The organism is Winogradskyella pacifica (assembly GCF_003386275.1).
GTDB classification, from domain to species: domain Bacteria; phylum Bacteroidota; class Bacteroidia; order Flavobacteriales; family Flavobacteriaceae; genus Winogradskyella; species Winogradskyella pacifica.
In genome coordinates this window covers 1-7,068 of the sequence record NZ_QREI01000014.1, presented here as the reverse complement: position 1 = coordinate 7,068, position 7,068 = coordinate 1, and the positions used below count along the sequence as shown (strand labels likewise).

Sequence of the window (7,068 nt, the reverse complement as noted above, 5' to 3'; positions counted from 1 at the left end):
TTTCCGATTCCGTAAACGAGCTAAAAGTCAAACGTTTTGTTTTAAATTACTAATAATTGTCATTTCTAACGGTTCTGCTCAATGAATGCCAACGTTTATGTATAAGAATAGTGCGGTTTTGTGTGCGAGGATTTTCCGCAGGAAAATCAGACGTAACAAAAGTGCACGAACTCTTGATTAAGCACTAAACTAAGCATTATTTTTATACTGTGTTGTATGTAGTTTTTTATTCATAATTTTCGTGAACGCTTTTCTTAAATTTGTCAATTCCATTTACTTTCTCTATTGTGACTTTAAGATTATAAATTGCTAAATGTCTCAAAACTTCTGATTTTGGAATTAATTCTCCAGAATATTTTTCCATTGATTTTTCAAACTCATTAAGGTTTTTACTCATTGCTTCATCTAAATTTTCATAAAGCATTTCACTTCCTTCCGCAATACTTTCAGAAATAGCATCTTGTAATTTTTTTCCTTTTTTATTCGATAGGATTTTTATAGAATCTATATAAAGATTTTCGACACATTTTTCAATGCTCATTTCATTATTATTTGACTTAAAGTTTTCAGGATAAAGTTTTGTTAGTCGATTTAATAATCCACTAATTTGATTAATTACATATTCATATGAAGTTGCATCGATATTGTGCATAAATTGATTTCTTATAGAACTAAAACTTTCAATTATACTTTTTTCTTTCGATGAAATTGTTTCAAAGTCTAATAATAAATTCAATTTTTGATTTAAACTTAAAGATGAAGATTTATTTCCTAATGATTTAGAATTTTTAAAATCCTTTATGTCTAATAATTTCGCAAGTTCTAAACTTACATAATATTCTAATTCAAGAGAATAAGATAAGATCTTCGAGCGATTTTCTAAATTCATAAATATTCACTTTTTTAGGAAATTACATACAACGTTGATGTGTATGGTTAGTTGCGTGGTTAAGCAACTAATTTAGTAAACAAATACGAACCTGAGAAAATTCCGAAGGAATTTTCCAAATAAGCACTTGCCAAAGCAATTAATTATACACGGTGTTGCCAACAGTATTTATAATTCAATTTGTTTAAATCTGTCAACTTCTAAAGTCTCAATATCAAAATCAAATTCTTGAAGATTTAAAGCACTTTTCACAACAAAATCGATACAGTATTGACAATTTTCATTAGTCCATTTTCTTTCTCCTCTAATTTGACAATCCACATTTCCACCAATAAATCTTGTGACTGTTGGTGTTAGAATATTAAATTTCACATATTCTTTATAATCAATTCCGAAGCTTGTAATTTTTACTGCTCTTTGAAGTCCCTCAATCGAATCTTTTACTTTGTCTATAAATTCCGCTAATTTTCCAATTCCATTATCGTTGCCATCTCTAGATACTCCCATTGAGAAACTACTCATAAATGTCATATCTGCACCAACTGAAAACGGTGAATCTCCCCAAACAGATTTATTTTTTTCGTAAGTGTGAAGCAATTCCTCAAATGCATAAGCACAATTCTCTATGCTATCAGCTGTATTACCAATATTTAATGCAGTTTGAGATTTATCTAAATATTCCTTTACTTTCTTGTAACCTATCAGTTCAATAAGTGAAACATCCGTAAATTCAATGTCAAATTGTTTTATTGTGTTTTGATTAAAAAAGTCAATTGCATTAACTTTTGAGATTTCAATTTCGGATTTCGCAGGTAGAAGCCCTTTGTGTTTAATATTCACTCTTCGAGCATTCAAATTTCTCATTGATTCCTTAAGAGTTAAATCAGGAATTTTTCCCCAATAATCGAGAAAGCTAAACTTTGAGGCATTAATTCCCTTATGCTCTGCTAAAAGTTTAAGAAACATTTCAATACTATCGTGAAATGCCAAAATCGAAAAAACAGCTATATTTTCGTGTTGACTTGATTGTCCAATTCCAATATTGAATAATTGTTTAATATGAGACAATCTTTTATATAAAATATCTTTATTCAGCATCTTGGGTTATATTGTTGGCAACGTTTTTGTATATGGTTTGTTGCGTGTTTGAGCTACTAATTTAGTAAATAATTACCAGCCAAGAAAGTCCGAGAGGACTTTCGCAAGTAGGCAAGAAACCAGCAATAAATTATATACGGTGTTGGCAACCGTATTTTATTTTTTGTTTTTAAATTCAAATGTTTTTAATGCTTCCAAAAATATACTATCCCATTTCGTTTTATTATTTATATTCCGAGTGTAAGTTATAATAACATTGTCATAAACATTAAAAAAGATATAGTATGAAATTTCATTAGTTTCATTAACATTTTTCGTTAAATATGATAATTTCGTATATACATTATTATTTATTTTCCCACTTTCTGTAGTTAACCATTTTAATTCCAAGTTTGAATTTGTTTTTTTATGATAAGAATTAAGCTCGTTTTTAGTAGATTCCTCTATTGATTGGATAGTTTCAGAACTTAATGGCTGATTCCATTTTGGTAGTTTTTTGCTAAAAATATTCTTTGAATATTTGATATTTATTTTTGTCTTATCATTTGTGTCTTTTGGTTGAAAAACTAATTCAGATTCAGCTATTTTAACCTCTGTTTGACCAAAAATATCTTCTTTACCACCTGTTTGCGAATCCGCTTTAGTTTTCCCTTGTTCTAATGAATTAGGAATTGATATTTTAATTGCATTAGAACTTTCATACTCTTTTGTTTTAACGTTTTTTTGAGAAACAAAATGGTCATTCCATTTTTCTGTTATATTTATTGACTTTACTTTATCGTTAAAGTAAAAACCATTTGTATTTGAAGCTTTTAAATAAACTTCTAAAATAGCTTTCTCAACTTTGAATAAATTTATTGTAGGTATTGTTTTTATGTCTAAAGAGTCATTTTGTTGTGTAAAATCATCAAATATTTCTAAATGGATATTACAATTAGAATTAAAAACAGAATTTCTGTTTACTTTAAAATGATTTTCGCTGTAAACATCATTATAAAAATATTTCTCAAACTCAATCAGCCCTTTTTCCAATTGATTTCTTCTTTGTTTGTTATATTGTTTTTTTAAATCGTTTAATTCTTTTTTATATAATGATAAGTTGTATTTATAACCTTTTTCGTCAATATATGAGCCGTCGTTAAAATAGTATCTATTATTTTTTCCTTTTGAGGCTTTTCTGTACGTGTCAATTAGAGTTTCATATTCTGGAAATTCTTTGACTTTTTCTAAATCAAGTTTTGTGAAATCCATTTGGTTAAAGAAAACATCAAAATCAAAATATTTCCACCTATGTTCAAATGGGTCACTATTTCTAATGATAGAAGTATATTTTAAAGTTCCTTTTTTGTAAGTTAAAATAAGTTTCAAGGATAATTTAGATTCTTCAATAATTTCACTAAAAGGGTTTTTAATTTTTGTTTTAAAGTTTAAGATATTATTACTCTCAAAATTTACATTAAAATCATTATCATTAAATAAATCTCTATTTTTTGCATTGTATTCACGAAATGATTTTTTAGATGTTTGATTAATCTCTTTTTCAGTTTTTTTTAGCCATATAATTCCACCTATTATGCTAATTGTTATTATTCCTAAAATTATTCTAAAAACTTGTCTTTTTGTCATTTATCGATAGTTTGTGGATATGGTTGCCAACGTTGATGTGTATGGTTAGTTGCGTGGTTAAGCCTTAAAGTTAGCAAACAAATCACAGATAGAAAATTCCAGCGGAATTTTCGTAAGTCGGCAGTGACCTAGCAATTAATTATACACGGTGTTGTAAGCAGTTTTTTATTGTCCATAAATTGTTGCTAAAATCAATGGAACCGTTATTAAGACTGAAATTATCGCTGGTTTTATCCAACTTCTTTTTCTGTGTTCAAATTCTTTTCCAATAAATTTATTCCAAAAATATTCAGATAGAATTCCTCCTCCTGCAATATTAAAAATCAAAGCTATATTTCCGCTAATATTCAGCGAGTTGACAACTAAAAGTGTTCCAATTGTGTACAAAACTCCAAAAATCAAAACTTGAATTCTACCAGTTTTATTGCCGGTTTGTTTCATATTATACATAAGTAAAACAGCTCCGAAAATAGTGGAAAATAGTCCAGAAAAAACCATAATCACACGTTTAGAATGTAATTCAGGTGCGTTTGGGTCGTCCGTAATATTGCTTTTCTTTTTTTCTTCTTCGACAAATTTCTTTTGAGCTATTTGTTTCTTTTCCTTTTCAATTTTGATTTCATTCTCTACGGTTTCTATTTCAGATGTTTTTCCGTTACGTTCTTTCAAAATATGAATTGAAGCAGAAATAGCTTTTTCGTCATAACTTTTTTTGTTTTCTAAAATATATTCTAATTCCGAATCAGTTTTATTTTGGAACTTTTCTATAAATTTATTTTCGCTCATATTCTATTTCAAAGTGTGTTTTTGGGGTTCGGTTAAATTGCTTACAACGTTCAGTATAAGAAACGTAGGGCAGGTGATAAGCACTATCGTTTCGGTTTATTACTTAGCTAAATATAAATATTTTGCTTTTATCTTTTCTTCTATAAGCGCCAAATTTTATATTTAGCGGACTTTGTTAATAAGCATAGAACTTTCGGTTTAGCACAAACGCCCTATGTTTTTTATACCCTGTTGTAAGCCGTTTTTATTTTATCGGAATTGTTTTGGTTTCGTATTTTTACTAGCATTTTCTGCTATTTCAATAATTCTTTTTTGTTTAGTTTCATCTCTTTTAGCTAGTACAATCCAACTTAATAGAATTTTCTTTGCTGATTTACTTAAACTCTCGTAATATTCTAAAGCTCCCTCTCTTTTGTCAAATTCTTTTTTTAAATTTTCAGGAATAATTAGTGCTTCTACATCATCTAGTATAAACCAAGAACCATTTGCCTTTGCCGTTTCAATAGCTTTATAGCCAGCTTCTCGAATAAGTTTTTTTGAAGTTAAATATTCTACTTTATCTTTATTTACCTTAGACCAAATACTGTTAGGTTTTCTTTTGCTAAAATATTGGATGTACCTTTCTGAGTCAATTGTTTTTTTAGTACTATCTATCCATCCAAAACAGAGTGCTTCATCAACTGATTCACTCCAACTAATAGAGGCAACTTTTGTTGATTTTTTATAAAAAACAAGCCAAACAGACTGTTTCAACTGATGATTTACTTCTAACCAGTTTCTCCAATCTGTTTGACTTTTAGGGTAATATGTTTCTATTTCCTCTTTATTCATTATGCTGTTCTAACCATTTTAATATGGCTTGATTAGTTTTTTCAGGTTTTTCTTGTTGGATACAATGACCACAATCTAAACTAACTACTTCTACATTAGGAACAAAATCTGTTAAATTTTCAGATTTAGGAATCATATCTTGGTCTCCATATATCATAAGTGCAGAGTGTTTAATGATTGGATTCACGTCTGCCAATAAATGCCAATTTTGGTCAAGGTTTCTATACCAATTTATACCTCCTGTAAATCCTGATGTTTCGAAAGCAGAAACATAAACAGCCAATTCACTTTCACTCATTATAGGGTCTCCAAGTGATTTCTCTTCTTTTGCAAGATTAATCATCATCATACCTGGTTCAGGCATTGTAAGTGGTACATTTTTTCGGAACAAATTACCAAGAAATTGAGATTTGTTTTCATCCAAAATAGCATCTGCGACTCCTACTTGTCTATTAAAGTGAACAAAATAATTATCTGGTCCAAATATTTCTTCCATAAACTCTATCCAAGGTTTTTCTCCTCTTTGCATATATGGTAAAGCCAAATTTATTATTTTATTTACTTTCTCAGGATTTAATAAAGCTAGACTCCAAACAATATTTGCTCCCCAATCGTGACCAATAAAGGTAGCTTTTTCATATCCGTAGTGGTCAAGTAGAGCAACTAAATCTCCAGTTAAATGTTCAATGCCATAAGCTGTTATTTCAGTTGGGCAAGATGATTTACCATAACCTCTCTGATTTGGTACAATAACGTGATAACCAGCTTTAACAAGTTCAGGAATTTGAAAACGCCAAGAAAACGCATTTTCTGGAAATCCGTGACAAAGTATAATAGGTTTACCTTTATTCTCTTTACCTGCTTCAAATACTTCAAGTTCAATACCATTGACTGATATCATAGTAGATTTTGGAAATTCGATTGAATTAATACTTTTGTTCATTTGTGTTGTCATTTTTTGTTTTAAAATAATTATACTACAAATGTAAATTGGGTTGATGACAGCCTTATGGCAAGGGTAAAAAAGAGTTACTTATATTTGTCAAAATATTCTTGCAAAGTCATATTATGAGGTTCGAAATTTTCTGTTAGAATTTCTAATTTTTGAATTCTGTCTGGTCTAAAAAACCTAAACTCGTTACGCAAACGACAAAATGCAACTAAATACCAATTTTCAGAATTTAAAATAGCAAATGGTTCTATTATTCTAATTGATGCAGAATTTTCTTTATTGATATATTCTATTTTAACAAGGTTGTAATTAGTTAATGCATTTTGTAAATCTGATAAATTATTACTATTCCTTTCTCTATTTATGTTTTCGTCATAACGTGTACGTTCAAGAAGTATATTAGCTTTATCTTTTGTTGTATATTTTAGAATTGATTTTATTTTATCTATTGCTTCCGAATAATCCTTGACAAATGATGCATCTTTACTATTTAGCACTAATTGTTCTGCAAGTATTAAAGCATTTGCTTGTTTTTCGGTAAACATTACAGGTGGGATTTTATATCCTTCCATTAATGTATAGCCTTTTCCTTCTTCGGTTAATACAGGAACACCAGATTGTTCCAATGCCTTAATGTCTCTGTATATAGTTCTTTTGCTAATATTAAATTTATTAGCTAATTCCGAAGCAGTTACAATTCGTTTGGTCTGTAATTGAATTAAGATTGCTGTTAATCTTGATAGTCTATTTGTTTCGGAATAATCCATTTTTCAATTTAATTACTGCTTTTTTGTATTATACTGATATAGGTTGACTCTTTTTTGGTTATTATTTCCACATTCAAAAGATTTTTTAGAGCCGTTTAGAAGGCAAAAAAATAGTTTGA

General features: G+C 28.7%; 7 protein-coding genes. All 7 read right to left on the bottom strand.

The window, feature by feature from the left end:
- Window positions 1-226 precede the first annotated feature (226 nt).
- Window positions 227-889, bottom strand: coding sequence for a hypothetical protein (locus DFQ09_RS18260; protein ID WP_115813011.1), 663 nt, complete (start codon window positions 887-889; stop codon window positions 227-229).
- A gap of 168 nt (window positions 890-1,057) precedes the next feature.
- Entirely contained in the window at window positions 1,058-1,987 is a 930-nt protein-coding gene (locus DFQ09_RS18255; protein WP_115813009.1) for a hypothetical protein, read from the bottom strand.
- A gap of 156 nt (window positions 1,988-2,143) precedes the next feature.
- Window positions 2,144-3,613 carry a hypothetical protein gene (locus tag DFQ09_RS18250; RefSeq protein WP_115813007.1) on the bottom strand — a complete coding sequence of 490 codons (1,470 nt, stop codon included), beginning with the start codon at window positions 3,611-3,613 and terminating at the stop codon, window positions 2,144-2,146.
- 165 nt (window positions 3,614-3,778) lie between these two features.
- On the bottom strand, window positions 3,779-4,399 hold the full coding sequence (locus DFQ09_RS18245; RefSeq protein ID WP_115813005.1) for a hypothetical protein: 621 nt from the start codon (window positions 4,397-4,399) through the stop codon (window positions 3,779-3,781).
- 249 nt (window positions 4,400-4,648) lie between these two features.
- Window positions 4,649-5,230 carry a YdeI/OmpD-associated family protein gene (locus DFQ09_RS18240; RefSeq protein ID WP_115813003.1) on the bottom strand — a complete coding sequence of 194 codons (582 nt, stop codon included), beginning with the start codon at window positions 5,228-5,230 and terminating at the stop codon, window positions 4,649-4,651.
- On the bottom strand, window positions 5,223-6,173 hold the full coding sequence (locus DFQ09_RS18235) for an alpha/beta fold hydrolase (protein ID WP_115813013.1): 951 nt from the start codon (window positions 6,171-6,173) through the stop codon (window positions 5,223-5,225). The genes DFQ09_RS18240 and DFQ09_RS18235 overlap by 8 nt, the downstream gene beginning before the upstream one ends.
- 86 nt (window positions 6,174-6,259) lie before the next feature.
- A complete protein-coding gene (locus DFQ09_RS18230; RefSeq protein ID WP_115813001.1) occupies window positions 6,260-6,949 on the bottom strand; it encodes a helix-turn-helix transcriptional regulator in 690 nt (229 codons plus the stop codon).
- Between the last annotated feature and the right edge of the window lie 119 nt (window positions 6,950-7,068).